General features: G+C 68.5%; 29 protein-coding genes. 19 read left to right on the forward strand and 10 right to left on the reverse strand.

Going from position 1 to position 24,243, the window contains the following annotated elements; translation table 11 throughout:
* Positions 1-48: 48 nt before the first annotated feature.
* Complete coding sequence (locus tag ABD255_RS37510) at positions 49-693, reverse strand: TetR/AcrR family transcriptional regulator (protein WP_344221561.1); 645 nt, start codon at positions 691-693, stop codon at positions 49-51.
* Between the two features lie 55 nt (positions 694-748).
* On the opposite strand from ABD255_RS37510, the gene ABD255_RS37515 reads away from it, so the two are divergent.
* The 5 genes from ABD255_RS37515 to ABD255_RS37535 all read left to right on the forward strand — a co-directional run bounded on the left by ABD255_RS37515 (position 749) and on the right by ABD255_RS37535 (position 2,561).
* Positions 749-1,042 carry a hypothetical protein gene (locus ABD255_RS37515; RefSeq protein ID WP_344221562.1) on the forward strand — a complete coding sequence of 98 codons (294 nt, stop codon included), beginning with the start codon at positions 749-751 and terminating at the stop codon, positions 1,040-1,042.
* A 97-nt stretch (positions 1,043-1,139) separates the two neighbouring features.
* Positions 1,140-1,697, forward strand: coding sequence for a DinB family protein (locus tag ABD255_RS37520; protein WP_344221563.1), 558 nt, complete (start codon positions 1,140-1,142; stop codon positions 1,695-1,697).
* A complete protein-coding gene (locus ABD255_RS37525) occupies positions 1,694-2,131 on the forward strand; it encodes a VOC family protein (RefSeq protein WP_344221564.1) in 438 nt (145 codons plus the stop codon). Before ABD255_RS37520 ends, ABD255_RS37525 begins: the two co-directional genes overlap by 4 nt.
* The gene (locus ABD255_RS37530; RefSeq protein ID WP_344221565.1) at positions 2,131-2,346 is read left to right on the forward strand and encodes a hypothetical protein; all 216 of its coding nucleotides are present in this window, start codon (positions 2,131-2,133) and stop codon (positions 2,344-2,346) included. The genes ABD255_RS37525 and ABD255_RS37530 overlap by 1 nt, the downstream gene beginning before the upstream one ends.
* On the forward strand, positions 2,343-2,561 hold the full coding sequence (locus ABD255_RS37535) for a DUF5655 domain-containing protein (RefSeq protein ID WP_344221566.1): 219 nt from the start codon (positions 2,343-2,345) through the stop codon (positions 2,559-2,561). The genes ABD255_RS37530 and ABD255_RS37535 overlap by 4 nt, the downstream gene beginning before the upstream one ends.
* Here the strand turns inward: ABD255_RS37535 and ABD255_RS37540 are convergent.
* Positions 2,554-3,339 carry an alpha/beta fold hydrolase gene (locus ABD255_RS37540; protein WP_344221567.1) on the reverse strand — a complete coding sequence of 262 codons (786 nt, stop codon included), beginning with the start codon at positions 3,337-3,339 and terminating at the stop codon, positions 2,554-2,556. The genes ABD255_RS37535 and ABD255_RS37540 overlap by 8 nt on opposite strands.
* A 370-nt stretch (positions 3,340-3,709) precedes the next feature.
* On the opposite strand from ABD255_RS37540, the gene ABD255_RS37545 reads away from it, so the two are divergent.
* The gene (locus ABD255_RS37545) at positions 3,710-3,874 is read left to right on the forward strand and encodes a hypothetical protein (RefSeq protein ID WP_344221568.1); all 165 of its coding nucleotides are present in this window, start codon (positions 3,710-3,712) and stop codon (positions 3,872-3,874) included.
* Between the two features lie 60 nt (positions 3,875-3,934).
* Complete coding sequence (locus ABD255_RS37550) at positions 3,935-4,627, forward strand: DsbA family oxidoreductase (RefSeq protein ID WP_344221569.1); 693 nt, start codon at positions 3,935-3,937, stop codon at positions 4,625-4,627.
* A 4-nt stretch (positions 4,628-4,631) separates the two neighbouring features.
* On the opposite strand, the gene ABD255_RS37555 is transcribed toward ABD255_RS37550, so the two are convergent.
* Positions 4,632-5,018 (reverse strand): cupin domain-containing protein, encoded by a 387-nt coding sequence (locus ABD255_RS37555; RefSeq protein ID WP_344221570.1) that lies wholly within the window; start codon positions 5,016-5,018, stop codon positions 4,632-4,634.
* A 52-nt stretch (positions 5,019-5,070) separates the two neighbouring features.
* On the opposite strand from ABD255_RS37555, the gene ABD255_RS37560 reads away from it, so the two are divergent.
* Positions 5,071-6,045 carry a GlxA family transcriptional regulator gene (locus tag ABD255_RS37560; protein ID WP_344221571.1) on the forward strand — a complete coding sequence of 325 codons (975 nt, stop codon included), beginning with the start codon at positions 5,071-5,073 and terminating at the stop codon, positions 6,043-6,045.
* A gap of 75 nt (positions 6,046-6,120) precedes the next feature.
* Here the strand turns inward: ABD255_RS37560 and ABD255_RS37565 are convergent, their stop codons facing one another.
* Positions 6,121-6,732, reverse strand: coding sequence for a GNAT family N-acetyltransferase (locus tag ABD255_RS37565; RefSeq protein ID WP_344221572.1), 612 nt, complete (start codon positions 6,730-6,732; stop codon positions 6,121-6,123).
* Positions 6,733-6,903: 171 nt separating this feature from the next.
* Between ABD255_RS37565 and paaA the strand changes: the two genes are divergently transcribed.
* From paaA to ABD255_RS37595, 6 genes are all read left to right on the forward strand, one after another.
* On the forward strand, positions 6,904-7,833 hold the full coding sequence (paaA, locus tag ABD255_RS37570; protein WP_344221573.1) for a 1,2-phenylacetyl-CoA epoxidase subunit PaaA: 930 nt from the start codon (positions 6,904-6,906) through the stop codon (positions 7,831-7,833).
* Entirely contained in the window at positions 7,830-8,141 is a 312-nt protein-coding gene (gene paaB, locus ABD255_RS37575; protein WP_344221574.1) for a 1,2-phenylacetyl-CoA epoxidase subunit PaaB, read from the forward strand. The genes paaA and paaB overlap by 4 nt, the downstream gene beginning before the upstream one ends.
* Positions 8,138-8,878, forward strand: a complete 741-nt coding sequence (gene paaC, locus ABD255_RS37580) for a 1,2-phenylacetyl-CoA epoxidase subunit PaaC (protein WP_344221575.1) — start codon at positions 8,138-8,140, stop codon at positions 8,876-8,878. Before paaB ends, paaC begins: the two co-directional genes overlap by 4 nt.
* Positions 8,875-9,351 (forward strand): 1,2-phenylacetyl-CoA epoxidase subunit PaaD, encoded by a 477-nt coding sequence (gene paaD, locus ABD255_RS37585; RefSeq protein WP_344221576.1) that lies wholly within the window; start codon positions 8,875-8,877, stop codon positions 9,349-9,351. The genes paaC and paaD overlap by 4 nt, the downstream gene beginning before the upstream one ends.
* Before the next feature lie 51 nt (positions 9,352-9,402).
* Entirely contained in the window at positions 9,403-10,485 is a 1,083-nt protein-coding gene (paaE, locus tag ABD255_RS37590) for a 1,2-phenylacetyl-CoA epoxidase subunit PaaE (protein ID WP_344221577.1), read from the forward strand.
* A gap of 76 nt (positions 10,486-10,561) precedes the next feature.
* Positions 10,562-11,371: a metal-dependent hydrolase gene (locus tag ABD255_RS37595; RefSeq protein WP_344221578.1), complete on the forward strand. Its 810-nt coding sequence runs from the start codon at positions 10,562-10,564 to the stop codon at positions 11,369-11,371.
* Between the two features lie 67 nt (positions 11,372-11,438).
* Here the strand turns inward: ABD255_RS37595 and ABD255_RS37600 are convergent, their stop codons facing one another.
* From ABD255_RS37600 to ABD255_RS37610, 3 genes are all read right to left on the reverse strand, one after another.
* On the reverse strand, positions 11,439-12,674 hold the full coding sequence (locus tag ABD255_RS37600; protein ID WP_344221579.1) for a hypothetical protein: 1,236 nt from the start codon (positions 12,672-12,674) through the stop codon (positions 11,439-11,441).
* Between the two features lie 71 nt (positions 12,675-12,745).
* Entirely contained in the window at positions 12,746-13,948 is a 1,203-nt protein-coding gene (locus ABD255_RS37605; protein WP_344221580.1) for a neutral zinc metallopeptidase, read from the reverse strand.
* A gap of 29 nt (positions 13,949-13,977) precedes the next feature.
* Positions 13,978-15,144, reverse strand: a complete 1,167-nt coding sequence (locus tag ABD255_RS37610) for a hypothetical protein (RefSeq protein ID WP_344221581.1) — start codon at positions 15,142-15,144, stop codon at positions 13,978-13,980.
* 140 nt (positions 15,145-15,284) lie between these two features.
* Here ABD255_RS37610 and ABD255_RS37615 point away from each other — a divergent pair, with 140 nt between their 5' ends.
* Positions 15,285-16,025 carry a leucine-rich repeat domain-containing protein gene (locus ABD255_RS37615; RefSeq protein WP_344221582.1) on the forward strand — a complete coding sequence of 247 codons (741 nt, stop codon included), beginning with the start codon at positions 15,285-15,287 and terminating at the stop codon, positions 16,023-16,025.
* Here the strand turns inward: ABD255_RS37615 and ABD255_RS37620 are convergent.
* The gene (locus ABD255_RS37620; protein ID WP_344221583.1) at positions 16,016-16,528 is read right to left on the reverse strand and encodes a hypothetical protein; all 513 of its coding nucleotides are present in this window, start codon (positions 16,526-16,528) and stop codon (positions 16,016-16,018) included. The two genes, ABD255_RS37615 and ABD255_RS37620, sit on opposite strands and share 10 nt — an antisense overlap.
* Positions 16,529-16,774: 246 nt before the next feature.
* On the opposite strand from ABD255_RS37620, the gene dapA reads away from it, so the two are divergent.
* The 3 genes from dapA to ABD255_RS37635 all read left to right on the forward strand — a co-directional run bounded on the left by dapA (position 16,775) and on the right by ABD255_RS37635 (position 20,506).
* On the forward strand, positions 16,775-17,689 hold the full coding sequence (gene dapA / locus ABD255_RS37625; protein WP_344221584.1) for a 4-hydroxy-tetrahydrodipicolinate synthase: 915 nt from the start codon (positions 16,775-16,777) through the stop codon (positions 17,687-17,689).
* Positions 17,686-19,380 carry a ribonuclease J gene (locus ABD255_RS37630; RefSeq protein ID WP_344221585.1) on the forward strand — a complete coding sequence of 565 codons (1,695 nt, stop codon included), beginning with the start codon at positions 17,686-17,688 and terminating at the stop codon, positions 19,378-19,380. The genes dapA and ABD255_RS37630 overlap by 4 nt, the downstream gene beginning before the upstream one ends.
* Before the next feature lie 94 nt (positions 19,381-19,474).
* Positions 19,475-20,506 carry a LacI family DNA-binding transcriptional regulator gene (locus tag ABD255_RS37635; protein ID WP_344221586.1) on the forward strand — a complete coding sequence of 344 codons (1,032 nt, stop codon included), beginning with the start codon at positions 19,475-19,477 and terminating at the stop codon, positions 20,504-20,506.
* A gap of 88 nt (positions 20,507-20,594) precedes the next feature.
* Here the strand turns inward: ABD255_RS37635 and ABD255_RS37640 are convergent, their stop codons facing one another.
* Entirely contained in the window at positions 20,595-21,689 is a 1,095-nt protein-coding gene (locus ABD255_RS37640; protein WP_344221587.1) for a fatty acid desaturase family protein, read from the reverse strand.
* 120 nt (positions 21,690-21,809) lie between these two features.
* Positions 21,810-22,520 carry an ANTAR domain-containing protein gene (locus ABD255_RS37645; RefSeq protein ID WP_344221588.1) on the reverse strand — a complete coding sequence of 237 codons (711 nt, stop codon included), beginning with the start codon at positions 22,518-22,520 and terminating at the stop codon, positions 21,810-21,812.
* A gap of 137 nt (positions 22,521-22,657) precedes the next feature.
* Here ABD255_RS37645 and ABD255_RS37650 point away from each other — a divergent pair, with 137 nt between their 5' ends.
* On the forward strand, positions 22,658-24,190 hold the full coding sequence (locus tag ABD255_RS37650) for an alkaline phosphatase D family protein (RefSeq protein ID WP_344221589.1): 1,533 nt from the start codon (positions 22,658-22,660) through the stop codon (positions 24,188-24,190).
* The last annotated feature ends 53 nt before the right edge of the window (positions 24,191-24,243 follow it).

Below are 24,243 nucleotides of genomic sequence, written 5' to 3' on the forward strand. Positions count from 1 at the left end.
TCATGGCAGACTCCCGCGGTCGAGCACCACCCCCGGCCCGGCGCGGGATCACTCGGCTGATAAGGCCTCGCAGAGTTGTGGGCGGAGAGTCTCGTAGGTCCAGTTCTCCCAGTCGGTCGGTGACCATTGGCGATCGTTGACCAACAGGAGATACAACTCGGGGCTGAGCAGCCCGAAGAGAATGTCGGCCGCGCGTTCGACGGTGAGGTCTGACTTGGCGCCTTGCTTGCCCAGCAGGCTGGTGGCTGCGGCCGTCTGGACCGTGAGGCGGGGGTCTTCCTGATCCGGCCAGAGTTCACCGATGGCTGGATCCGTCGCCGCGGCCGCCTCGAGCATCTTCATGATCGGGGCCACCCGATCGAGGACCGCTCGCGTCCCGCCGACGTGTTGCCGCAGGTGCTCGGTGGCCGTCTTCGCGGCCAGCGCCTCGCGGAACCAGGGTCGCTCCATCGTCGCCACCGGCTCGTCGTCGCCGGCGATCGTCCGGTCGACCACCTCCTTGAGCACGGTCTGCTTGTTGCCGAATCCGTAGTAGATCGTCTGCACCGCACACCCTGCTCGCTCGGCGATGTCCTGCAGCGAGGTAGCGCCGTACCCGTCACGAACGAACAACTCACCGGCCGCGTCGAGGATGCGAGCGCGGGTCAGCCGCGCCTTCTCGGACCGTCCGTCAATCTTCTTGACCGCCATCATGTTTGTAGTCTATCTCTAGAGTTATTCACTAGAGTCCAACTACAAGGAGTTTGCGATGACGATTCTGCGACTGACCCGCTTCACCCTCAAGCCGTCGGTCGAGACCGACACGATGCTGAGCACCCGCGCCGAGCTGATCGAGGCCGTCCGGGCGAAGTTCCCCGGCCTGACCGAGACCCGTTTGGCCAAGGTCGACGACACCACCTGGCTCGATCTGTGGCGGTGGGAATCCAACGAGTCCCTCCAGGCGGCATTGGCCGGTGCGCCGGCGCTGCCCCAAGCCGCTGCGGCGTTCGCCCTGGTCGAAGACGCCACCGAGGAGCGGATGGAGTTGGTCGAAGAGCGCTGAGCCTCGTACTGCGTTCGGCGGGCACCCGGCTGACATCGGCCGGGTGCCCACGATGGGCGGCGCCGTTTTGTCGGTCGGTGGTTCTAGGGTCGGCGGCATGGGTGACTGTGATGAGTTGCTGATCGGGCAGTTGGAGTTCTACTGGGACATCCATCTGCGGCCAAGGCTGGAAGGGCTGACGGACGACGAGTACCAGTGGGCTCCCGCGCAGCCCAGCTGGACAGTGCATCCGGATGCGGACGGCAAGATCGTGATGGATCGGGAATGGCCCGAGCCGTCGCCGCCACCGGTGACGACGATCGCCTGGCGGCTGGTGCACATCGGCGTCGGCTGTTTCGCCACCCGGGTCAACACGTTCTTCGACGATGACGGCGTGGACGCACCCATGTTCGACCCGCGGCACATCCCCTCCGACCTCCCCGGTACTGCGGACGCCGGGCTGGCGTTCCTCGACCACTGGTACGGGCGGTGGCACGGCGCGATCAGGGGGCTCGACGACGCGGGGCTCGCCAAGCCGCTCGGCCCGAAGGGCGGCGAGTACGCCGAGGACACGATGCTCGGCCTGATCACTCACCTCAACCGCGAGGTGATGCACCACGGCGCCGAGATCTGCCTGCTGCGCGATCTCTACCGGGCGGGCATGGTGACCAGATGAACGCTTTCGACCTGCACGTCGTCTTCGACTGCGCCGATCCCGACCGGGTCGCGCGGTTCTGGCTCGAGGCGCTGGGTGGCTACGACTTCCCGATGGGAGTGCCGGAGGGCTTCGACAGTTGGGAGGAGTGGGCCGACGCGCAGGGCATCCCCGAGGATCAACGGCCGACCGGACGCACGCTGGTCGACAAGGTGCGGGACCGGCCGGACATCTTCTTCCTGAAGGTCCCGGAAGCCAAGTCGGGCAAGAACCGGCTGCACCTCGACATCAAGGTCGCGCCGGGTCTCGGTGGCGACGACCGGCGGGCGAAGATCGAGGAGGAGGGCGAGCGGCTGACGGGTCTGGGTGCGACCGTCGCCGTCAGGATGGACGAACCTGATGGATTCCATCTGGTGATGCAGGATCCCGAGGGCAACGAGTTCTGCGTGGCGTGATGCATGGGCTCTGGTCCTGCCCGAGCTGCGGCCGGACCTCCGCCAACCGCAACCAGTCGCACACCTGCCGGCCACTGGGTGACCTGTCCGCGCACTTCACCGGCAAGGACGAGGCGGTCCGCGAGACCTTCGACGGGATCCTCGAGGTGGTGCGCGACTTGGGCCCGGTAGAAGTCCTGCCCGAGAAACCCGCATCGCCTTCCACACCCGCATGAGCTTCGCCGCCTTCACCCCACGCCGCCATTGGCTCGACGGCCACGTAGTACTGGCCGAACGCCTCGACAGCCCCCGCTTCACCAAGATCGAGGTCTACTCCCCCCGCAACATCCTCCACGCCTTCCGCCTACACACCCCAACCGAGATCGACGCCGAGGTCATCGACTGGCTAACCCGCGCCTACGCAGTCGGCCAACAACACCACCTCACTTGAAACCACGCAGAGCACCGAAGATCAGCCGCTGCACTGCGTCGTCCGGGTCGTGGCCGCCCACGTACTCCCTGGCCGTCGCGCTGGGCAGCGTCGCCAAGAGCCACTCGGCGTGGGCGGGCGTGGAGTTGTCATCCTCCGACCCGAACCAGACGTCCACCGGTGCCTGAACGTCCCGCGGATCGAATCCCCAGGGCTTGCTCAGCGCGAGATAGTCATCGATCCAGCCGTCCAGCCCTTCGATGCAGCTAGCGCGCATCCGCTCGACCCGCCCGGCATCGGATCCGCTGCTGAGCTCGCGCATGATGTCCTGCCCACTCCGACCCAGCTGATCTCGGAGGAAGGTCTCGCCGCGCCTGGCATCAGCAGCCCAGTCGAGTGACTCAAAGGCCGCCGTCCCGGGCGGCGCGATCCCGCTCACGGTGCTGCACCTGACCACCCGGTCCGGCAGCAACGCGGCCGTCGCAAAGGCATGCGGTCCGCCGCCCGAGAATCCCGTCACAGCGAACCGATCCCACCCCTGCGCATCAGCCAACGCTGCTACGTCCGCAGCCACCTCCACCACTGCTCGACCCAGCTTCCGCGTAGACCCGTAGCCCGGCCTCCCGAACAGCAGCACGCGCAACCCGCTGTCCTCGATCGCGGCAACCACATCAGGCCGCTCCCACCGACTCCCCGGCGTCCCGTGATGCGCAACAACCGGCGCCCCATCCTCGGCGCCGTACAGGCAGTACTTCACGGTCCGCTCGTCTGCTGTCTCTACCTCATAGGTCTGCGCCACCACCCCATTCAATCCGGTGGCGCCGTGGGCGGGCCTGCTGTTTTCTGGGGTGGTGGAGGGCGCCGATGGGAAGTACTGCCGCAGGACACTCGGGACTGGATTGCGGCTCGGCTCGGTGAGCCAGTGGGATTCGAGCCGGCTGTCGGGGGATCGGCAGTCGTGGCGGGCATTGCCCGGACTGCCGACGACGCGTTCTTCCTGAAGGCTGTCCCGGTGGAGTCGCCGGCGGTGGCCGACTACCCCCTGACCGCGGTGGATCGGATGGCGGCGGACGGGGCCGCCGCTGAGCCCGATGCGGTGGACGCGATGCTTGTGGCGCTCGCGTCGTACTGGCGGCGCGTCGCAGTACACCTGTGGATGAGGGATCGGCGTGGATCCGGCCGCGGCAAGAGCGGTCGGGTGCTGCCACCATCCGCTGGCTTCGTCAACGGTGGGCTGGGCGACGGTGGTGACGTTGGAAGGCGCCGGGCGTCGCATCCAGGTCGCACGGCCGAGCGAGTTGGTCGCCGCGATCGAGGAGCGCTTCCCGATCTAAGCGGACTGCAGTCCGAATTGATGGTATGGTCGGTTCTCCCTTGCTCTGAAGGAGAATCTGATGACCGTTGCCGTCGCGCCGAACACCATTGCGGTGTACTCCGACCTGTGGTGCTCGTTCGCTCACCTGGCCGTCCATCGCCTGCACAAGACGCGGGCGCGGCTGGGACTGGAAGGCGTGGTGGCGCTCGACCACCACGCCTTCCCGCTCGAACTGCTCAACGGGCACAGCAGCCCCCGGCCGGGAACCGACTCCGAGGTGTCCGCCATCGGACGGCTCGATCCCGACGCGGGTTGGCGGCTCTGGCAGGCGCCCGACTGGACCTATCCCACCACCACGCTGCCCGCGTTGGAGGCGGTCCAGGCGGCGAAGGAACAGAGTCTGGCCGCGAGTGAAGCGCTGGATCTCGGCCTGCGCAAGGCCTTCTGGGTAGAGAGCCGATGCATCAGCCTGCGCCCGGTGCTGCTCGAGGTCGCCGCCGAGACCAGTGTCATCGACGTGGACTCGCTCGCCGAGGCGCTGGACACCGGACGGGCGCGACACCTGGTGATGCGCGACTTCGCCGTCTCTCAGACCGATGCCGTCCGCTGCAGCCCGCACCTGTTCCTTGCCGACGGCACCGATTCCGCGAACCCCGGGGTCGAGGTCCACTACACCGGCGACTACGGCACCGGCTTCCCGATCGCGACCGCCGACGACCCTTCCGTCTACGAGGACCTCCTGCTGAGGGCGGCCTCGCTGCAGACCGCCTAGGACACTAGATCGAGATCCCCGTGTGGGTCTGGATGTGATCGGGGAGCGGGTCGTGGGAGTCGCCGGTGGTGGGAGTGCCGGCCGGGTCGATCACGACGATCTGAGCGCCGCCGTCGGAGAACGGCCGGTGGTAGACGCCGCGGGGGACGACGAAGACCGAGCCCGCCGGAAGCGACACGACCCGCTCCTCCGGGTCGCGGACGGCGATGCTGAGTTGGCCGTCGAGGACCAGGAAGAACTCGTCCGTGGTGTCGTGCACGTGCCAGATGTAGGAGCCTTTGACGTGGGTGACGCGGACGTCGTAGTCGTTGATCCGCGCGGCGATCCGCGGACTCCACAACTCATCGAAGGTGGTCAGAACAGCCCGGAGATCGATCGGTTCGTTGGTCACTCGTCCATCGTGGCCGGGTGCGGCGGTCGGCCGTGAGTGCTAGGAATAGCACATGTCGAAAGAATCCTCGCACCGCGTCGTCGTGATCGTCGACCACGGGTCCAACCCGTTCGAGCTCGGCGTCGCGACCGAGTTGTTCGGCCTGCGCCGCCCCGAACTCGACCGCGTCTGGTACGATCTGACCCTCTGTACTCCGGAACCGGCCGTCCGCATGCACGAGGGATTCTTCACGCTGACCGGAGTCGCCGGGCTGGATCAGGTGGACCTGGCGGACACGGTGATCGTGCCGAACCGCCCGGATCCCGAGGCGATGCCGTCACCCGCGGTGCTGGACGCAGTACGGCGGGCTGCCGCGCGCGGGGCTCGGCTGGTCAGCTTCTGCACCGGTGCTTTCACACTGGCCGCGGCCGGCGTGCTCGACGGGCGGCGAGCGACTACGCACTGGAAGTGGGCCGAGCTCTTCGGCGCCATGTATCCCCAAGTGGAGCTCGAGCCGGACGTGCTGTTCGTCGACGACGGGGACGTGCTGACCGCCGCGGGGAGTGCGGCCGCGCTCGATCTCGGATTGCATCTGATCCGGCGCGACCACGGGGCCGAGGTGGCGAACGCGGTCAGCCGGCGGCTCGTCTTCACCGCCCACCGCGACGGCGGCCAACGGCAGTTCATCGACCAGCCGGTGCCGCCGGTCGCCGATACCTCACTGGCTCCGCTGCTGGCGTGGGTGCGCGATCAACTGGCCAGCCCGCTCACTGTCGCCGAGATCGCCGCCCACGCTTCGATGAGTCAGGCGACGTTGCACCGCCGCTTCCAGGCGGAACTCGGCACGACGCCGCTCGCGTGGCTCACCGGCGAACGCGTCGCCCTGGCCTGCCGCCTGCTGGAGGCGGGCGAGGTGCGCCTTGACCTGGTCGCCCGTCAGGCCGGTCTGGGAACTGCCACCAACCTGAGAACCCAGCTACGCCGCCGCACCGGCCTCACGCCAACGAACTACCGCCGCCGCTTCTCGCTCCAACCCACCCCAGCCTGAGCCCCGCGGTGCTCAGCCACACCCGCGAACTCGCTCGCGCGCCCGACCAGGCAGCACACGGCAACGAATGGCGGGCTACTCGTCCGTGCTCGGGTCCGTGTGAAGCCGGATCTGCTTGACGCGGACGGTGCCGTCGCCGTACAGGTCCAGTTCGCGGTGGGCGCCGTCGGGGGCCCAGCCGGAGTCGGTGTAGAAGGTGCGGAGGACGTCGTCGGTGGAGTTCACCCAGACGGTGACGCGCTGGAAACCGTCGGCGCGGATGGTGTCGACGACGGCGTTGAGCAGGCGGGAGCCGTGACCGGCGCGAGTGGCCTCGGGGTCGACGGCAAGCTCGGCGACCAGGGCGTCATTGCGCGGGTCGGCGTCGGGGTCGTCGGACGCGGTGATCGCGGCGAAGCCGACCAGCGTCCGGCCGGCCAGTGCGACCATCACCCGGTTGCGGGCCTCGCCGGGGGAGAGGAGCGCGGCCCGCCACTGAGCGGCGAACTGCGCCGGGTTCAGGTCGGCGAGCACCTCCGCCGGCAGCAGGGCGTCGTACGAGCGGCGCCAGGCGGCGACCTGGATCTCGCCGATCGCGTCCGCCTCGGCCGGCAACGCCAGCCGCACGCTCGACTCCGCGATCGGGTCCTCGGCGGCGCCCATCGAAGTCAGGCTTTCAGGTTCCGGGACGCCGAAGTCGCTACTCATGCCCCCATCCTTTCAAAGCGCGCCGAACGGGCCATCGGCAGGACCCGTCGGGGCCGGCATCCTGCCGCCGGGCATCGCGGACGGCGCTTCAGTAGCCGCATCTGTCCGGCTTTGTGACACTTCCTGTTGGTTTTGCAGACGAAGTGTCACAAGTCGGCTATGCTCGGCCCCATGGACAGCTTTCAGGCGACGATCGACGCGGACGGCCGGATCGAGCCGCGCGACGCGATGCCGGAGGGGTACCGCAAGACCCTGATCCGGCAGATCGCGCAGCACGCGCACTCCGAGATCATCGGCATGCAGCCCGAGGGCAACTGGATCAGCCGCGCGCCGTCGCTGCGCCGCAAGGCGATCCTGATGGCGAAGGTCCAGGACGAGGCCGGCCACGGCCTGTACCTGTACGCCGCCGCCGAGACGCTCGGGGTGGATCGGGCCGACCTGCTCGACCTGCTCCACAGCGGCAAGCAGAAGTACTCCAGCATCTTCAACTACCCGACCCTGACCTGGGCCGACATCGGCGCGATCGGCTGGCTTGTCGACGGTGCCGCGATCGTGAACCAGGTCCCGCTGTGCCGCTGCTCCTACGGGCCGTACGCGCGGGCGATGGTCCGGGTCTGCAAGGAGGAGTCGTTCCATCAGCGGCAGGGGTTCGAGATCCTGCACACGCTGTGCACCGGCACCCCCGGGCAGAAGGAGATGGCGCAGGACGCGCTGAACCGGTGGTGGTGGCCGAGTCTGATGATGTTCGGTCCGCCGGACGCGAGTTCGACCCATTCGGAGCAGTCGATGGCGTGGGGGATCAAGCGGCACAGCAACGACGAGTTGCGGCAGCGCTTCGTCGACATGACCGTGCCGCAGGCTGACGTACTCGGCATCCGCGTCCCGGACGACGGGCTGCGCTATGACGAGGAGACCGGGCACTACAGCTTCACCGAGCCGGACTTCACCGAGCTGTATGAGGTTGTCAAGGGCAACGGTCCGTGCAACCAGCAGCGGCTGGCGCACCGGGTGAAGGCGCACGAGGACGGCGCCTGGGTCCGCGAGGCTGCCGCGGCGTACGCCGAGAAGCAGGCCGCGAAGGCCCAGGGGAGCGCCGCATGACCGAGCACCAAGGCACCGGGCCGCGCCCGAGCGTCGAGCCGCTCTGGGAGGTTTTCGTTCGGTCTCGGCGGGGGCTGTCGCATGTGCACGTCGGCAGCCTGCACGCGCCGGACGCGACGATGGCGCTGCGCAACGCCCGCGACGTCTACACCCGCCGCCAGGAGGGTGTGTCGATCTGGGTCGTCCCGGCCGCCGACATCACCGCCTCCAGCCCGGACGAGAAGGACGAGTTCTTCGACCCGGCCGGCGACAAGGTCTACCGGCACCCGACCTTCTACCAGGTCCCGGAAGGCGTCGAACACTTGTGAACGACCTTTTCATCTACACGCTCCGCCTCGGCGACGACGCGCTCATCGCGGCGCAACGGACCGCCGAGTGGATCGCGGCCGCTCCGCAGCTCGAGGAAGACGTTGCTCTGGGCAACATCGGCCTCGACCAGCTGGGCCAGGCCCGCTCACTGCTCCAGTACGCCGGGCTGGTCGAGGGCGCGGGTCGCTCCGAGGACGACCTGGCCTACTTCCGCGACGAGCGCGACTTCCTCAACCTCCAGTTGTGCGAGCTCCCGAGCGGCGACTTCGCCCACAGCATCGCCAGACTCCTGTACTTCGCGACGTACCAGCACCTGCTCTACGAGGAGCTGCGCACGTGCTCCGACGAGACCCTCGCGGGTGTCGCCGGCAAGGCCGTGAAGGAGGTCGCGTACCACGTGGACCACGCGACCCAGTGGGTGCTGCGACTCGGCGACGGCACCGAGGAGAGCCATCGTCGGATGCAGGCCGGCCTCGACGCGATGTGGCCGTACACGGCCGAACTGTTCGCCTCGGACGCCCTGGTGCAACGCCTCGACGTCGCGGTCGATCCGTCCACTCTGCACGACGAGTGGGAGCGCCGCATCACCCAGGTGATCGACGAATCCACCTGCACCAGGCCGACCTCGTCGTACCAGCACTCGGGTGGCCGCGAAGGCCGTCACACCGAGCACTTCGGCTTCCTGCTGGCTGAGATGCAGCACGTGGCCCGATCGCATCCGGGAGCGTCGTGGTGAGCGACACCGCGATCTTCGAGGCAGTCGGCGAGGTCGCGGATCCGGAAGTACCGGTGCTGACGATCGCCGATCTCGGTGTGCTCCGAGGCGTCCGGCACGAGGGCGACGAGGTGGTCGTCACGATCACCCCGACGTACTCCGGCTGTCCCGCGATGGACCTGATCCGGCACGAGGTCGAGCTCACTCTCAACTCCCTGCACGTCAACGGCCGGGTGGAGACGGTGTTGTCGCCGGCCTGGACCACCGACTGGATGAGCGACGAAGGCAAGGCCAAGCTGACGGAGTACGGGATCGCTCCGCCGACCGGTACGCGTGCTGTCGGCGGACCGGTGTCGCTGAGCCTGACCATCCGGTGTCCGTTGTGCGGCTCGCCCGACACCACCGAACTGAGCCGGTTCGGATCCACGTCCTGCAAGTCGTTGTGGCGCTGCAACTCCTGTCGTGAACCCTTCGATCACTTCAAATCCCTTTGAAATCATGCACAGCAAATCCCTTTGAGAATCACGCACAGCAAGGCGATCCAGATGACGACGATGACCCGGCGCAGGGCCACCTTCCATCCGTTGACGGTGAAGGCGATCGACCTGATCACCGAGGACTCGGTCGCGATCACCTTCGACGTGCCCGAGGAACTCGCGGCGGAGTACGAGTTCGCCGCGGGTCAGCACCTGACCGTCCGGCGCACGGGTGAGGACATCCGCCGCAGCTACTCGATCTGCTCGCCGGCCGGTTCCGGCGTACTGCGGATCGCGGTCAAGCGGATCCCCGGCGGCGAGTTCTCGTCGTACGCCGCGAGCGGGCTGAAGGTCGGCGACGTCATCGAGGTGATGACCCCACTCGGCCGGTTCGGTACGCCACTCGACCCCGCGCACGCCAAGCACTACGCGTTCGTCGCCGCGGGCAGCGGGATCACGCCCGTACTGTCGCTGGTCGCGACCATCCTCTCCGTCGAGCCGCAGAGCCGGGTGACCTTGCTCTACGGCAACCGCACGGCCGGCTCGGTGATGTTCGCCGACGAACTCGCCGACCTGAAGGACGTGTACTCCGAGCGCCTGCACCTGGTGCACGTGCTGTCCCGCGAGTCGACCGACGTCGAGTTGTTCAGCGGCCGGATCGACAGGGACCGGCTGGGCCGGATGTTCGACACGATCCTGCCGGTGCGGTCGGTCGACGAGTGGTTCCTCTGTGGGCCGTACGCGATGGTCGTCGGCGCGCAGGAGTTGCTGCTCGACCAGGGCGTACGGCGCGAGTCGGTGCACGCCGAGTTGTTCCACGTCGGCGACGAGGCGCCGGTGGTCCGGGTCGAGGAGAACGTGGCGGACGAGGACGCCGCCGAGGTGACGGTGATCCTGGACGGCCGCCGCTCGACGTTCCCGCTGGGCGAGCACGCGAAGGCGGTGCTCGACGCGACCCTCGCAGTACGGACCGACGCGCCGTTCGCCTGCAAGGGCGGCGTCTGCGGCACCTGCCGCGCAAAGGTGATCGAGGGCACGGTCCGGATGGACACCAACTGGGCTCTCGAACCCGACGAGATCCGCGCCGGCTACGTGCTCACCTGCCAGTCCCACCCCACCAGCGAAAAGGTCACCCTCGACTTCGACGCCTGACCGCTGCGCCTGCGCCGATTTGTCGGTGTCCGCTGGAAGGATTGGCGGCTCACGACAGAGGGGGTGGGGCGCCGTGATGGGGCGTTCGCATGCGTTGTCCGGGTGGGTCGCCGGGTTGGTGGTGGCGCCGTTCGTCGGGCTGAACACGGTGGCCGAGGTGGTGCCGTTCGCGGTCGCGACCGCCGGGTACGCGCTGGTTCCCGATCTTGACCACCCGGGCGCCAGCGCTTCGCGGGTGCTCGGCCCGATCACCGGCTTCGTGTCCGGTGCGGTGCGGGCGTTCTCGGGTCTGCTCTACGCGATCACCAAAGGCCCGCGCGACGAGGACAGCACCGGGCGGCACCGGCACGCGAGTCACACTCTCGCGGCGGCGATCGCGCTCGGCTTCCTGACTTCCAGTGTCGGCGCGACCGGTGGCTGGCGGGCGGTGCTCGCGGTCGCGTTGTTCGGCCTCATCCTCGCGGCTGACGTGCTCGGCGACTGGGTGCTGATGGTGGTTGTCGGCACGGGCGCCTGGACGCTGGCGGGCAGTTGGCTTCCCGGTACTACGGTCACCCAGGCCCTGCAGGGCGGCCTGGCCGAGATCGGCAGTTGGATCGGCGTCGCTGTGGCGGTCGGGATGTTCGTGCACTGCCTCGGTGACAGCCTGACTCGCTCTGGTTGTCCCTGGCTGTGGCCGCTGCCGATCCGCGGCGAGACCTGGTACGAGATCCGGCTGCCGCGCGCGCTGCGCTTCCGCACCGGTGGCTGGGTGGAGAACGGGATGATCGCGCCCGCTCTGGTGGTCGCCGGGGTGCTGTTGCTGCCAGGTGCCTGGCCGCTTGTGCAACAGGTGTTCGACGCGATCCTGTCCACCACATCGGTCTGGATCGCGGGTGGCCAGTGAGGTGGAACCTCGTGGGTGGCTGGGCTCGGGGCAATTGTCCCGGCCACCCACGAGGGCTTGGGTGGACTCAGTTCGCGTCGGGCGCTACCAGCGTCGGGAGCTGCCGGTCGAAGAGTCCGGCGAAGGCCAGGCTGGGGAGGATGTGGCCCTGGTTCGCCGCGGTGCGGGCCACGCCGTAGCCCCACTCGGACGCGCGCAGCCGCTGGTTCGGGGTGCCGTGATGGCTGCCCGCGGTGAAGCTGCAGTCGCCGAGCTGGAAGAAGACCTGGTCGAACTCCTGGATCCGCTTCCACTGCAGGGCGTCGCCCCGGGCGTGGGTGAGGAAGTAGGAGGCGAAGGAGTCGGCCATCAGCTCGATCCGGCGGGCTGCCTCCGGCCCGGTCAGCGTGGTCTGGAACAGCCCGCGCTGGAACTGGACGTGGTGCCCGTACTCGTGGGCGAGGATCGCCTGCGCCGTGACGTCGTCGTACCCGAGTGCCTGGTAAGCCGCCAGGATGCCGTCGCCCATCAGGATCTCCGCCGGGATGACGGTGAAGCCGGGGATGTTCTGGCCGGCGAAGGCGAAGGCGTTGAAGGTGAAGAACGGGTGGTTGCCGAAGTCGAACTTCTCCTGGTTCATCGCCGTCGCGATCTCGTCGGCGAACTCGTTCGCCAGTGCGACCGGCAGCCCGTAGCCCTCGGCGAACAGACGCACCAGCCGGGGCCGGTCGAGCAGCATGCTGCCGTGCATCGGCACCAGCTTGATGTCGGCGCCGTGGATGTCCCAGAAGTTGCGCAGGTCGCGGAAGGTGTGGGTCGTCGCGGTGGTGAACTGACCGTTCGCGCCGAACTGTGAGCCGGCGTCCTGCGGCCAGAGCACCGCGTCGTAGAAGATCGGGTCCCAGCTGCGGATCGCGTTGACCAGGGCAACGTCTTGGGGAGTCCAGTCGGCGCGGGAGGCGACGAGCCAGTCGCGCACCGGGGTCGACGCGGTACAGGTGTAGTCGGCCGGGTTGATGACCTGGTCGACGAGCTCGGACAGCGGGTTGTCGTCGACGCCGAGCTTCTGCTTGAGCAGTTCGGTCGTGGTCGGCTGGCCGGCCGGGGTGAGTGCGGCCAGCTTGTCGGCGAGAGCCTGGGTCCGCTCAGGCGACAGCGTGCCGCCTGTGCTGTGGCGGGCGCAGTGGCGGTGGCAGTGGAGCCGCTGGCCTGTAGGGGTGCGGCGGCCAGGCCGAGGCCGAGCGTCGCGGCGAGGGTGACCGCGGCCCAGGCGATGGGCTTGTTCATGAACTTCTCCTTGACGAAAACGGGCAGGGGACAGCAACGCAGCAGGCTGCGGCGGTTCAGGCGGTTCGGGCGGTTCGGGCGGTTCAGGCGGTGCGTGCTCAGGTTTGATCAGTTGGCGTCAGGCGCCACGATGACCGGCAGCGCTTGGTCGAAGCGTTCGCCGACCGTCAGTGACGGCAGGACATGACCCTGATTCGCGGCGCTGTCGGCCAGGTCGTAGCCCCACTGCGCGGCCCGCTCCCGCTGGTTGGGCGTTCCGTGGTGGCCGAGGCCGAGGAAGTTGCAGTCACCGATGGCGCGGAACACCCGGCTGAACTGCTCGATCCGCTTCGCCTGCAGAGCCGCGCCGCGGGCGTGCGTCAGGTGGTACGCCGCGAACGCGTCCGCCATCAACTCCAGCCGCCGGTTCCCTTCGGGCGTGCTCCCGCCGGTGTGGAAACCCTTGCGGAACTGGAGATGGTGCCCGTACTCGTGGGCCATGATCGCCGGCGCCGCGACATCGGCCAGCCCCAGTACGGTGAACGTCTCGAGCACTCCGTCGCCCATCACGATCGTGTCCTCGACCGGCAGACCGAGATGCGCGAACTCGTCGTCCTCGGCCGCGAAGGCGTTGAACGTCAGCGCGGGATGCTTGCCGTACAGGAACTTCTCGGTGTTCGCCGCGGTGGCCAGCAGGTTGCTGTAGAAGATGACCTGGGCCTCCGGCATCGCGCGCAGCCGCAACACCCGAGCGATCCGGGCCGGGTCGATCATCATCTCGCCGTGCATCGGGACGACGTCGATCGGCTGGTCCGCGATGTCCCAGAAACCGCTCAACTGCCGGAAGGACTTCGTGACCTGGTGGTCGTACTCGCCGTTCTGGCCGTAGTGCTCCTCGTGCTGCGGGAACAGGATCGCGTCGTACGCGAGGAGGTTCCAGAACTGGGACAGGGCGAACACGCCGCGGTCGAAGCCGTCCCAGTTCTTCATCAGCGACTCGATGTACGCCAGGGCCGGGGAGTTCGATACGCAGGTGTAGTCGGCCGGGTTGAGGGCGGCTCGCAGCAGGCTGTCCCGTGGTGAGTCCGTGCCTCCGCCCCGCTTGAGAGCCTCGTACTCCGCCAAGGTGTCGGCCGGCAGTTGGGCCTCGAGTTCGGCCAGCAACCGCTGAGCCTCTTCGGGGGTCCGGCTGCCTGCGGCCGTCGGCGTCTCCAACTGCACCGCGGTCGTAGCGGTGGCAGTGGCGGCTGAGATGGTTGCTGTCGGCCCGGCGGTGAGGGACAGGCCGGCGACAAGGGCCAGACCAGCCGCGGCCGCGAGGTGCTTCTTCATGCGATGTCCTCGATTCTCCGGAGCGGGCCTCAGTTACCGGCGTCGGGGGCGACGAGGTCCGGCAGCTTGGCGTCGAAGCGCTGGGCGAAGGTCAGGCTGGGCAGGATGTGGCCCTGGTTCGGGGCGCCGGTGACCACGCTGTAGGCCCATTCGGCCGAGCGCAGCCGCTGGTTCGGGGTGCCGTGGTGGCCGGGGTCGGCGAACCCGCAGTCGCCGATTCCGGCGAAGACCTGGGTGAAGAGCCGGACCCGCTTCCACTGCATGCTGGCACCGCGCGAGTGCGACAGGAAGTACGCCGCGAACGCGTCGGCCATCAGTTCGGTCCGCCGGGTCGCCTCGGGCCCGGTGAGCTCGGAGGTGAACAGCCCGTCCTCGTACTGGACGTGGTGGCCGAACTCGTGCGCCAGGATCGCCTCCGGTGCGACGTCGGCCAGCCCGATCGCCTGGAACGCCTGCAGGATGCCGTCACCCATCACGATCTGGTCGGGCAGCGCCGCCAGCGCCGGGTCCGGGTCGCCCTCGCCGGTGAAGGCGTAGGCGTTCATGCTGTTCAGCGGGTGGTTGGTGATCTTCGGCTGCGACGCCCAGGTGGAGAACAGGTCGGCGAAGTACGCCGAGTCGGCCTCGGAGCGGTGGAAGACGGTCCGGAAGGTGTTGTACACCGCGGTGCGGTCGGCCAGGATCGCGCTGTGCATCGGTGCCAGCCGGATGTCGCCGGACTCGATGTCCCAGAACGTCCGCAGGTGCTTGAAGGTGTGCGTGATCGCGGTGCTGTACTCGCCGTTCGGGCCGTAGCGGGAGTCCGATGGCGTGATCATGCTGGCGTAGCCGGCCAGGTTCGTCAGCGCGGCCGCGAACGCGAACACCTTGTCCAGTTGGGTCCAGTCGGTGATCGTGCCGGCCACCCAGTCGGTGAGCGGCGTGGTCGGCGAGCACTCGTAGTCGTCCGGATCGAGGGCCGCGAGGATCGCGCCCTGGGTGGCGGGAGCCTCGTCGAGCCCGAGCCGCTCCGCCGCCGCGGTGGCCGCGTCGATGACGTCGGCCCCCAGCAGGTCGCGGGCCTGGTCGAGCAGCGAGCCGGCGGCGACCTCGGTCTGGACAATGGCGGCGGACGACGCCGCTTGAGCCGGAGCCACGGAGACAGCCGTGAGGGTGAGCGTGGCGATGGCCACCGGCAAGGCGAAGTATTTCTTCATCACAACTCCTAGGGATCGCCGCTGGGACGGTCGGCGAAAGGCGGGGACTGGCCTCAGTATTGGCCGCCATCCCGGGCCCGGTCCCGGCCTCGCGCTGTCAGAATCCGGCATGGCGAGAACCTGACGCCTAAGCTCCACCGATGACCGCGCGCACCCTCAACCTCGGCGAAACCGCCCTGCAGGCCCTCGACCCCGAGTTCCGCCAGTACGCCGCCCTGCGCGAGCTCTACCTCCACGGCAACCAGTTGACCGCGCTGCCGGACTGGCTCGGGGAGTACGCCGACCTCCGCATCCTCGACCTGAGTCACCAGCCGCTGGCCGCTCTGCCGAACTCGCTCGGGCGGTTGAAGAACCTGGAGTTCCTCTACGTCAGCGATCTCGCGATCAGCGCGCTACCCGAAGCGCTGGGGGACTTGGAGTCATTGCTGTACCTCGGTGCCACCGACAACGGGCTGACTCGAGCGCCGGCCAGTCTCGGGCGACTGAGCAACCTCGTCGAGCTGCGCCTCTACGGCAACAAGCTCACCGAACTACCCGACTCGTACGGCGAACTCGCGGCGCTCAGGGAGCTCCACCTGGACGGCAACCCTCTCGAGCGGTTGCCCGACACCTTTGACCAGCTGGACGAGTTGCGGGTGATCAGCCTCCGCGGGAACGCGTTGACGGACTTCCCCAGCCAGCTCGGCCGTCTTCCCCGGCTCCGGCAGCTCGATCTGCGGGCCAACCGGATCACGCGACTCCCCGACCTCGGCCCGGAGGCGTTCCCGGCGCTGGAGAAGCTCGACCTGCGGTGGCTCGACCTCAGCGCAGTACCGGAGTGGGTGCATGAGTTGCAGCGCCGCGACTGCCTGGTGTTCCGGACGGCCGCGGGTCAGAGGTAGTCCTGCGGGCGGCCGAGGAGGTAGGACGGGTGGCCGGCGGATTCGAGGGAGGCGGCGAAGCGCTGGGTGTTGCGAACGCCTGGCCAGACCTCCCACGCGAGCAGCGGCATGGCCAGGACCGCGCCGACCAGGATCACCCAGAAGCTGTCGACGATGAACGCGAGCGGCAGCGAGAGCAGGAACACCGCCTCGCAGACGGCGAAGCGGACGAAGGTCGAGGAGGTGAAGCGTTGCCAGGACAGCCTCTCGACATCGGCCGGACGGCCGCCGGGCTGCAGGGGCGCAGTACGGAAGCCGGCCAGTTCGCAGAGCGAGTACGCGCCGGCGGCCGCGGCGAGGATCAGCAGCGGAGCCCAGGTCGGCGGGAAGTCACCGATGCCGTCGACAGCCAGGACGAACCACATCACCAGGGTGATGAGTGGAATCGCTGCCAGCATGCTGCCCATCACGGTCATCAACGAAGTGGCCTGCGGCGGCCGGGTCGCGTTCATCGGGTTCGACACGAGCCAGACCTTAACGCCCGCGGACGGCCAACGCGGCCACTGCGAACCCAAAATTCAGCACAAAGTGAGTGGTCCTGCACAGAGAGTATTTTCAGGAAGTTTTTCTGACTTTTTTGCCGGAAGCTGTAACGCCTGCGGGGGGCGGCCCGATAGGACGAGTGAGCCTGGTGGCTGCCCGGACCCCCGAGCGGACAGCCACCAGGCCTACTCATTTCCCGAGGTGCTGGGAGCGGTAATCTGAGCCCCATGTCCTCAAGCGCACCTTCCGCCTCAGCAGCCCTGCCTTTCGGCCGGCTGACGACGGCGATGATCACTCCGTTCCGGCCCGACGGCTCGCTCGATCTCGATGCTGCGCAGAAGGTGGCGACCAAGCTGGTCGACCAGGGCAACGACGCGCTCGTGATCAACGGCACCACCGGTGAGGCACCGACCACCACCGACGAGGAGAAGGTGCGGCTGATCCACGCCACCCTCGAAGCGGTCGGCGACCGGGCCAAGGTGGTCACCGGAGTCGGTTCGAACAACACCGCCCACAGCGTGGAGTGCGCGAAGGCCGCCGAGGCCGCCGGCGCGCACGGCCTGCTGGTGGTCACGCCGTACTACAACAAGCCTCCGCAGGAGGGCATCAAGCTGCACTTCACCACGGTCGCCGACGCCACCGGCCTGCCCGTGATGGTCTACGACATCCCCGGCCGAACGGGCGTGCCGATCACCACCGAGACGCTGCTGGCGCTGGCCGAGCACCCGAGGATCGTCGCGGTGAAGGACGCCAAGGGCGACATCGCCGGGACCACGAAGGTGCTGGCCAACTCCGACCTCTTCTACTACTGCGGCGCCGACGAGCTGAACCTGGCCTGGCTGTCGATCGGCGCGGTCGGCCTGGCCAGCGTGGTCGCCCACGTCGCCGGCCCGCAGTACCGCGAGATGATCGACGCCGTCGTCGCCGGTGATCTCGCCACCGCACAGCAGATCGATCGCCGGCTGGTGCCCGCCGTCGAGGCGATCATGATGAGGACCCAGGGCGCCATCATGGTGAAGGCCGCGCTCAAGCTGACCGGCGTCATCGAGCACGGGACCCTGCGGTCGCCGTTGGTCGAGGCAAGTGCCGAGCAGGTGGACTGGCTCGCCACCGACCTCAAGACGGCAGGACTGACTGCATGAGCCACCCCCACCCAGATCTGGACGCTCCGGCACCATTGGCTCCAGGCGCGCTGCGGATCATCCCGCTCGGCGGCCTGGGCGAGGTCGGCCGGAACATGACCGTCTTCGAGTACGACGGCAAACTGCTGATCGTCGACTGCGGCGTGCTCTTCCCGGACGAGAACCAGCCCGGCGTCGACCTGATCCTCCCGGATTTCCAGCCCATCCGGGAGCGTCTGGACGACATCGTGGCGGTTGTCCTGACGCACGGCCACGAGGACCACATCGGCGGCCTGCCCTACCTGCTGCGTGAGCGCGGGGACATCCCGGTGGTCGGCTCGCAACTGACCCTGGCACTGCTCGAGGGCAAGCTGAAGGAGCACCGGCACCGCAACGTGCCGCAGCAGACCGTTGTCGAGGGCGAGACGGTCCGGTTCGGCCCGTTCGAGTGCGAGTTCGTCGCGGTCAACCACTCCATCCCCGACGCGCTCGCGGTCGCGATCCGCACTCCGGCGGGTCTGGTGCTGCACACCGGCGACTTCAAGATGGACCAGTTGCCGCTGGACAGCCGGATCACCGACCTGCGCTCGTTCGCGCGGCTAGGCGCGGAGGGCGTCGACCTGTTCATGGTCGACTCCACCAACTCCGAGGTGCCGGGCTTCACCACCCACGAGCGCGACATCGCGCCGGTGCTGGACCGGGTCTTCACCAACGCCCGGAACCAGCGCATCATCGTGGCCTGCTTCGCCTCCCACGTGCACCGGGTCCAGCAGGTGATGGACGCCGCCGTGAAACACCACCGAAAGGTCGCGTACGTCGGCCGCTCGATGGTGCGCAACATGGGCGTGGCCCGGGACCTGGGCTTCCTCACCGTTCCCGGCGACACCCTGATCGACATGCGCGAACTGGACAACTACCCGCCGGAGCAGGTGGTGCTGGTGTCCACCGGTTCGCAGGGCGAGCCGATGTCGGCGCTGTCGCGGATCGCCGCGAACGACCACCACGTGGTCCAGATCCAGCCCGGTGACACGGTCGTGCTGGCCTCGTCGCTGATCCCGGGCAACGAGAACTCGGTCTTCCGGGTGATTAACGGGCTGACCCGGCACGGCGCGCACGTGATCCACAAGGGCAACGCGCTGGTGCACGTGTCCGGCCACGCGAGCGCGGGTGAACTGCTCTACTGCTACAACATCGTCAAGCCGCGCAACGTGATGCCGGTGCACGGCGAGATCCGGCACCTGCACGCGAACGCCGAGCTGGCCCGGCAGACCGGCGTACCGGCGGCGAACGTGGTCGTGGTCGAGGACGGGGTGGTGGTCGATCTGGTCGACCGCAAGGCCTTCGTCGCGGGCAAGGTGGAGTGCGGTTACGTCTTCGTCGACGGCTCGACCGTGGGTGACATCACCGAGACCTCGCTGAAGGACCGGCGGATTCTCGGCGACGAGGGTTTCATCTCGGTGATCGCCGTGATGGACTCTGTCACCGGCAAACTGACAGCCGGGCCGGAGATCCAGGCACGCGGGTTCGCCGAGGACGACACCGTCTTCGACGACCTGAAGCCGAAGATCGAGGCGGAGATCGAGAAGGCGATCGGGAGCGGGGTGGACGACATGTACCAGTTGCAGCAGGTCATCCGCCGGGTGGTCGGCAAGTGGGTGAGCGATACTCACCGCAGACGACCGATGATCATTCCCGTCGTCGTGGAGAGTTAGACGAGAGGGTGGGCCACGTGAGCGAGCGAAGCGAGCGAACCAGAAAGCAGAGCAGCAATTGCTCACCGGTGCCCGCAGCGAGGCGAGGACACCGGTGAGCATCACTGGTGTCAATGGAGCCGGGCAGCGCCGGCCCACCATGAAAGAGGTCGCGGCCCGGGCGGGCGTGGCGCTCAAGACCGTCTCCCGGGTGGTCAACGAGGAGCCGAACGTCAGCCCGGAGCTGACCGCGAAGGTCCAGGCCGCGATCAAGGACCTGAACTACACGCCGAACGAGAGCGCCCGGATGCTGCGCCGCGGCAAGACCGGCACGATCGCCGTGGTGATCCGCGACATCGGCGACCCGTTCTTCGCCTCGCTCGGCCGCGCGGTCGAGCTGTGGGCCCGGTCCAGCGGCTCGGTGGTGATGATCGGCCTGACCGACGAGGACCCCGAGCGGGAGCGCGACGTCTGCCTGGAGTTCGTCGCCCGGCGCCCGGACGCGCTCATCATGGCGCCGATCGGAGAGACCCAGGACTACCTGGCGCCACACGTGGACGCCGGCATGGCCGTGGTGACGATCGACCGGCCGGCGCACGGGATCGAGGCCGACGCCGTACTGGCGGACAACGCCGGCGGCATCGACCAGGCGATCGACCACCTGGTCCGCCAGGGGCATCGCCGGATCGCCTATCTCGGTGACGACGAGCGGATCTTCACGGCCCGCGAACGCGTCGTCGCCTACCGGGCGGGAATGGCCCGGCATCGCATCGAGGTCGACGAGGACCTGGTGCACCTGTCCGAGCCGACCACCGAGGGGATCGGGATCACGCTGTCCGCAGTACTGGATCGGCCTGAGCCCGCGACGGCGATCCTGTCGGCGAACAACATGACCACCGCCGAGGTACTGCGGGGCATGGCCGGGCGGCGGGATCGCGTCGCGCTGGTGTCGTTCGACGATCTGGCGCTGGGGGATCTGCTCAGTCCTGGTCTGACCGCGGTGGCGCAGTCGGCCGACGTGATGGCGCGGACCGCGATCCAGTTGATGACCGAGCGCCTTCCCGAGCCGCACCGCCCGGGCCGGACGGTCCGGGTGCCGGTGAAGCTGACGATTCGCGGGTCGGGCGAGATCCCGCCGTCCAGCTGATCGCGACCAGCGCCCTCGGCGACCACCACGGGTAGGGAAGGGCTGCGGCCGATGATGCCCTGGCCGCGGCTCTTCCGTTGCTCGAGAGCTAGTTCCGCAACTGGGTCGCCAGCGGGCACTGGAACGGGTCGCGGGCCCGGAGGCCGACGTTGTTCAGGTAGTCGACGACGATCTTGTAGGACTCGAACAGACCGACCTCGGTGTACTTGACCTGATGGATCTGGCAGTACTCCCGCACGATCGGCCGGACCTTCTTCAGCGTCGGCCGGGGCATGCTCGGGAACAGGTGGTGCTCGATCTGGTAGTTGAGCCCGCCCATCGCGAAGTCGACCACCGCGCCGCCGCGGATGTTGCGCGACATCAGCACCTGACGGCGCAGGAAGTCCAGCTTCATCGTGGCCGGCACCAGTGGCATGCCCTTGTGGTTCGGGGCGAACGAGGCGCCCAGACAGACGCCGAACACGGCTAGCTGCAGGCCGAGGAAGGCGCTCGCCTTGCCGAGCGGCAGCACGACGTACAGGGCGGTCACGTAGAGGCCGATCCGCGACACGACGACCGCGGCCTCGATGCGCTCCACCCGGCTCGCTCCGCGCCGGAAGAGGTGCTGCAGGCTCGACACGTGCAGGCTCAGCCCCTCGAGGGTGAGCAGCGGGAAGAAGAACCAGCCCTGGCGGTCGCCGAGCCACTTCACCAGGCCCTTCCGGCTGGCGACGTGGTCCGGAGTGAACGCGACCACTCCGATCCCGATGTCGGGGTCCTTGCTCACCTGGTTCGGAGAGTTGTGGTGCTTGCTGTGCTTGTTGCGCCACCAGGTGATGCTCATCCCGGCCAGGCCGCCGGCCAGGATCCGCGCGGTCCAGTCGTTCCAGGCGGCGGAGTCGAAGATCTGCCGATGCGCGCTGTCGTGGCTGAGGAAGGCGACCTGGACGAGGATCAGCGCGAGCGCACCCGCCATCAGCAGCTGGAACCAGGAGTCACCCAGCAGGACGAACCCGGTGATCACACCGCCGAGCGCGGCCAGCACGAGGCCGATCCGGGTCCAGTAGTAGGCGTAGCGACGCCGGAGCATGCCCAGGTCACGCACGGTGTGCAGGAGGTCGCTGTAGAGGCTGGCGTGGCGCTCCTGCGGTCGCTGCGGGTGGGCGTCGTCGGCCAGAAGTTGCGTCAAAGTGATTTGCCCCATCCAGGAGTGCATCAGTCGATGCGCTACCGGGTCCGGGGCAGCGCCACGAGAAGGTGGCTGTACAACGTCAACGGAACCATGGCGGTCAAGGCGGCGCAAGCCGAACGCGGGTCAGCGGCGTCACACCGCGCGCAGGCGGGAGGTCGGCAGTGACCCGTCGAGCACGCCGTGGGCGACCGAGCCCAGGCCGCAACCCGTCCCCCTGGCATAGGCGCGCATCGCCGCGAAAGCGTCCGGCAGGCTCAGGCCGGAACGCTCCGCCAGCATGCCCTTGGCCTGCTCGATCAGCACCCGGCTGTCGAGGGCGCGCTGCAACTGCTCGGCGAGCGCCTTGCGGCCGCGTACCTCCCGTTCGTGCAGCAAGCCGATCGTGGCCATGTCGGCCAGCGCCTGTCCGAGCCGGCTGTCCTCGTCACTCAACGCGGCGGTGCTGGACCGGAAGAGGTTGAGCACGCCGATGATCTCGCCGCGCAACCGCAGCGGCAGCGAGTGCGCGGAGGCATAGCCGGCGGCCGCGGCGACTTCGGCGAGCCGTGGCCAGCGCGCCAGATCGACGTTCACCACCGGGCTCGCGGACCTGAAGCAGTCCGGGCACGGCCCCTCCTGCTGCTGCAGCTCGAACAGTTCCACCAGTTCCGCCCGATCGTCCGAGGCGGTCATCACCTGCAAAGCGCCGTCCTCGTCGGCCAGCATCAGCCCGGCGGCGTCCACCTCCAGCAGTTCGACGGCCGCGTCGGCCAAGACGCCGATGAAGTCGACCAGGTCGAAGTCGGCGACCAGCGTGTCGGCGAGCTCGATGAAGACCTGCGTCAGGCGGTGTTCCCTGGTCATTGGCCGGTGTTCCCTTTCGAACCTGATGTCCCTCCATGATGGGTCCGCGCACAAGTTCTGGGACACCCCTGCCGAGTTGTCAGGCCGTTCGCCCGGCAGTCACCGGCTCGTCACCCGGGAGGAGCACCTTCGGCAGCATGAACTTGAGCCGCCGCCAGTTGCTGGCCGCCACCGCCGCCGCGAGCGCCACTGCCGCAGTACCGAGTGTGTCCGCCGCCGCTGCCCCCAACGTCGTCCGCCGGACCCGGCCCGCGCTGCCGTCGGGGATCGCCAGCGGTGATGTCACCTCCGACTCGGCCGTCGTGTGGTCCCGCACCGACCGCCGCGCCCGTCTCGTCGTCGACCTGACCAGCCACGGCCGGTTCGACCGTGCCGTTCGGCTGCGCGGTCCGATCACCTCCGCCGACGCCGACTTCACCGCTCAACTGCCGCTGCGGGGACTCCGCCCGGGCCAGCGCTATGACTACCGGATCGGCTTCGAGGACTCGTCCGGCCGCCTGGGCGAGACCGCCGCAGGCTCCTTCAGTACTCCGGGCCGCAACCGCCCGGTGTCCTTCGTCTGGACCGGTGACACGGCCGGTCAGGGCTACGGCATCAACCCGGACTTCGGCGGCATGATCGCGTACAGGGCGATGCACCAGACGCGGCCGGACTTCTTCCTGCACTCCGGCGACAACATCTACGCCGACGGCCCGATCGAGGCCGAGGTGAAGGTTGCCGACGGCAGCATCTGGAAGAACGTGGTGACCGAGGAGGTCAGCAAGGTCGCCGAGACGCTGGCCGAGTACCGCGGTCGCTACAAGTACAACCTGCTCGACCAGAACGTGCGCGACCTGTACGCCGACGTGCCGATCGTCAGCCAGTGGGACGACCACGAGACGGTGAACAACTGGTACCCCGGCGAGATCCTGACTGACGCCCGGTACACGGAGAAGCGCGTCGACGTGCTCGCCGCCCGGGCCCGCCAGGCGTTCCTCGAGTACCTGCCGATGGTCCACCAGGCCGGCCGGAACCGGATCTACCGCAAGGTGAGCCACGGCCCGCTGCTGGACGTGTTCTGCCTGGACATGCGCACGTACCGCGACGCGAACCCGGCGCCGGGTGCCGCCGGGCCGGTCGCGATCCTCGGAGCCGAGCAGGCCGCCTGGCTCGTCCGGGAGGTCGCCGCCTCCAAGGCGACCTGGAAGGTGATCGCCAGCGACATGCCGATCGGCGTACTCGTCCCGGACGGCACCGAGATCGAGGCGGTGGCCAACGGCGTGGCCGGAGCGCCTGGTGGCCGTGAGCACGAGATCGCGTGGGTGCTCAGCCAGTTCAAGCGCCGCAAGGTCCGCAACACCGTCTGGCTCACCGCGGACGTGCACTACTGCGCCGCACACCACTACGACCCGTCCAGGGCCGCCTTCACCGACTTCGACCCGTTCTGGGAGATCGTGGCCGGTCCGGTCAACGCCGGGACGTTCGGCCCGAACGCGCTCGACGCCACCTTCGGCCCGAAGCTGGAATTCGTGAAGGCGGCCGACTTCCCGAACCAGCCGCCGTCGGGTGGCAACCAATTCTTCGGCCACGTCGAGATCGACCCGCGCACCGAGGTGTTCACCGCCTCACTCCGTGACCTCTACGGCAAGGTCCTGTGGCGCAAGGACCTGCCGCCCGCCCGTCGCCGTTGACACGCAAGGGAAACCCGGCGGAGCCGGCCTGGTACGTCGTACTAGGTTGGCTC

Origin of the sequence: Kribbella sancticallisti (assembly GCF_039530625.1) — a bacterium.
GTDB classification, from domain to species: Bacteria; Actinomycetota; Actinomycetes; order Propionibacteriales; family Kribbellaceae; genus Kribbella; species Kribbella sancticallisti.

Excerpts from the sequence above, each read along its gene's own strand:
- ABD255_RS37510 (WP_344221561.1), bottom strand. The coding sequence starts at position 693 with ATGATGGCGGTCAAGAAGATTGACGGACGGTCCGAGAAGGCGCGGCTG.
- ABD255_RS37515 (WP_344221562.1), top strand. The coding sequence starts at position 749 with ATGACGATTCTGCGACTGACCCGCTTCACCCTCAAGCCGTCGGTCGAG.
- ABD255_RS37520 (WP_344221563.1), top strand. The coding sequence starts at position 1,140 with ATGGGTGACTGTGATGAGTTGCTGATCGGGCAGTTGGAGTTCTACTGG.
- ABD255_RS37525 (WP_344221564.1), top strand. The coding sequence starts at position 1,694 with ATGAACGCTTTCGACCTGCACGTCGTCTTCGACTGCGCCGATCCCGAC.
- ABD255_RS37530 (WP_344221565.1), top strand. The coding sequence starts at position 2,131 with ATGCATGGGCTCTGGTCCTGCCCGAGCTGCGGCCGGACCTCCGCCAAC.
- ABD255_RS37535 (WP_344221566.1), top strand. The coding sequence starts at position 2,343 with ATGAGCTTCGCCGCCTTCACCCCACGCCGCCATTGGCTCGACGGCCAC.
- ABD255_RS37550 (WP_344221569.1), top strand. The coding sequence starts at position 3,935 with ATGACCGTTGCCGTCGCGCCGAACACCATTGCGGTGTACTCCGACCTG.
- ABD255_RS37560 (WP_344221571.1), top strand. The coding sequence starts at position 5,071 with ATGTCGAAAGAATCCTCGCACCGCGTCGTCGTGATCGTCGACCACGGG.
- ABD255_RS37565 (WP_344221572.1), bottom strand. The coding sequence starts at position 6,732 with ATGAGTAGCGACTTCGGCGTCCCGGAACCTGAAAGCCTGACTTCGATG.
- paaA (WP_344221573.1), top strand. The coding sequence starts at position 6,904 with ATGGACAGCTTTCAGGCGACGATCGACGCGGACGGCCGGATCGAGCCG.
- paaB (WP_344221574.1), top strand. The coding sequence starts at position 7,830 with ATGACCGAGCACCAAGGCACCGGGCCGCGCCCGAGCGTCGAGCCGCTC.
- paaE (WP_344221577.1), top strand. The coding sequence starts at position 9,403 with ATGACGACGATGACCCGGCGCAGGGCCACCTTCCATCCGTTGACGGTG.
- ABD255_RS37595 (WP_344221578.1), top strand. The coding sequence starts at position 10,562 with ATGGGGCGTTCGCATGCGTTGTCCGGGTGGGTCGCCGGGTTGGTGGTG.
- ABD255_RS37605 (WP_344221580.1), bottom strand. The coding sequence starts at position 13,948 with ATGAAGAAGCACCTCGCGGCCGCGGCTGGTCTGGCCCTTGTCGCCGGC.
- ABD255_RS37610 (WP_344221581.1), bottom strand. The coding sequence starts at position 15,144 with ATGAAGAAATACTTCGCCTTGCCGGTGGCCATCGCCACGCTCACCCTC.
- ABD255_RS37615 (WP_344221582.1), top strand. The coding sequence starts at position 15,285 with ATGACCGCGCGCACCCTCAACCTCGGCGAAACCGCCCTGCAGGCCCTC.
- dapA (WP_344221584.1), top strand. The coding sequence starts at position 16,775 with ATGTCCTCAAGCGCACCTTCCGCCTCAGCAGCCCTGCCTTTCGGCCGG.
- ABD255_RS37630 (WP_344221585.1), top strand. The coding sequence starts at position 17,686 with ATGAGCCACCCCCACCCAGATCTGGACGCTCCGGCACCATTGGCTCCA.
- ABD255_RS37640 (WP_344221587.1), bottom strand. The coding sequence starts at position 21,689 with ATGGGGCAAATCACTTTGACGCAACTTCTGGCCGACGACGCCCACCCG.
- ABD255_RS37645 (WP_344221588.1), bottom strand. The coding sequence starts at position 22,520 with ATGACCAGGGAACACCGCCTGACGCAGGTCTTCATCGAGCTCGCCGAC.
- ABD255_RS37650 (WP_344221589.1), top strand. The coding sequence starts at position 22,658 with ATGAACTTGAGCCGCCGCCAGTTGCTGGCCGCCACCGCCGCCGCGAGC.